The organism is Halostella sp. PRR32, assembly GCF_034808085.1.
GTDB lineage: Archaea > Halobacteriota > Halobacteria > Halobacteriales > Natronoarchaeaceae > Halostella > Halostella pelagica.
Genome location: NZ_JAXHGL010000214.1, coordinates 1 through 254, shown reverse-complemented (window position 1 = coordinate 254; position 254 = coordinate 1). Strand labels below are relative to the sequence as shown.

Genomic DNA, 254 nt, shown 5'->3' with positions numbered 1-254 from the left:
CAACCGATTCGTTTATTAATATCTGGTATGTGTTTTTACCTTGTACGAAATACCATGTTCACCCAATTCAATCCGCAATTGGTGTGCGATCCGGGTTCCGTTTCGGTCGAACTCTCGTCGCGCGGTGTCCTCCGGGGCGAGGGCTCGGTCGATCGGGCGATCGTGTCCGGCGAGCGTGCCGGTACCTTGGACCGTTCGACCGGAGGTGACTCGCGGTGAAAGCGACCGACCTGCTGTACGGGAAGTACCGGAAC

The 254-nt window shown here is 57.1% G+C and carries 1 protein-coding gene; it reads left to right on the top strand.

The window, feature by feature from the left end:
- A partial coding sequence (locus SM753_RS20930) for a hypothetical protein (RefSeq protein ID WP_323192970.1) occupies nt 1–219 on the top strand: 219 nt, incomplete at its 5' end.
- Nucleotides 220–254 lie beyond the last annotated feature (35 nt).